This window comes from Pseudomonas sp. SIMBA_041, from assembly GCF_046535095.1.
Lineage (GTDB): Bacteria > Pseudomonadota > Gammaproteobacteria > Pseudomonadales > Pseudomonadaceae > Aquipseudomonas > Aquipseudomonas mucoides.
In genome coordinates this window covers 1-279 of sequence record NZ_JAWRXJ010000215.1, presented here as the reverse complement: position 1 = coordinate 279, position 279 = coordinate 1, and the positions used below count along the sequence as shown (strand labels likewise).

General features: G+C 65.6%; 1 pseudogene. It reads right to left on the bottom strand.

The features are described from left to right. Positions 1 to 90 precede the first annotated feature (90 nt). A pseudogene (locus tag SB725_RS30910) lies at positions 91 to 279 on the bottom strand (FAD-dependent oxidoreductase); the annotation flags it as partial.

The following is a 279-nucleotide window of genomic DNA, read 5'->3' as shown; positions in this document are numbered from 1 at the left end:
GAGCGCTTGACCTTGCCGGCCAGCTCGTCAAGCGTCAGCCCGCGGTGCTTGCGCAGGTCGCGGATCAGCACCGCCAGTGTTTGAACTTCATCAGACATGGTCGCGCAACCTGTACCAGGCTTTGGCCGCGGCCTCCAGCGGTGCGGCTATCAAGTCGCCGCCAGGGAAGCGACCGTTGTCGATGCCTTGGTACAGCGTCAGCAGGTCGTCGTTGCCGAGGATCGCATCGCTGACCGCCCGCGCCCCAGCCAGGGTAGGCAGCACGCCATGACCGGAGAA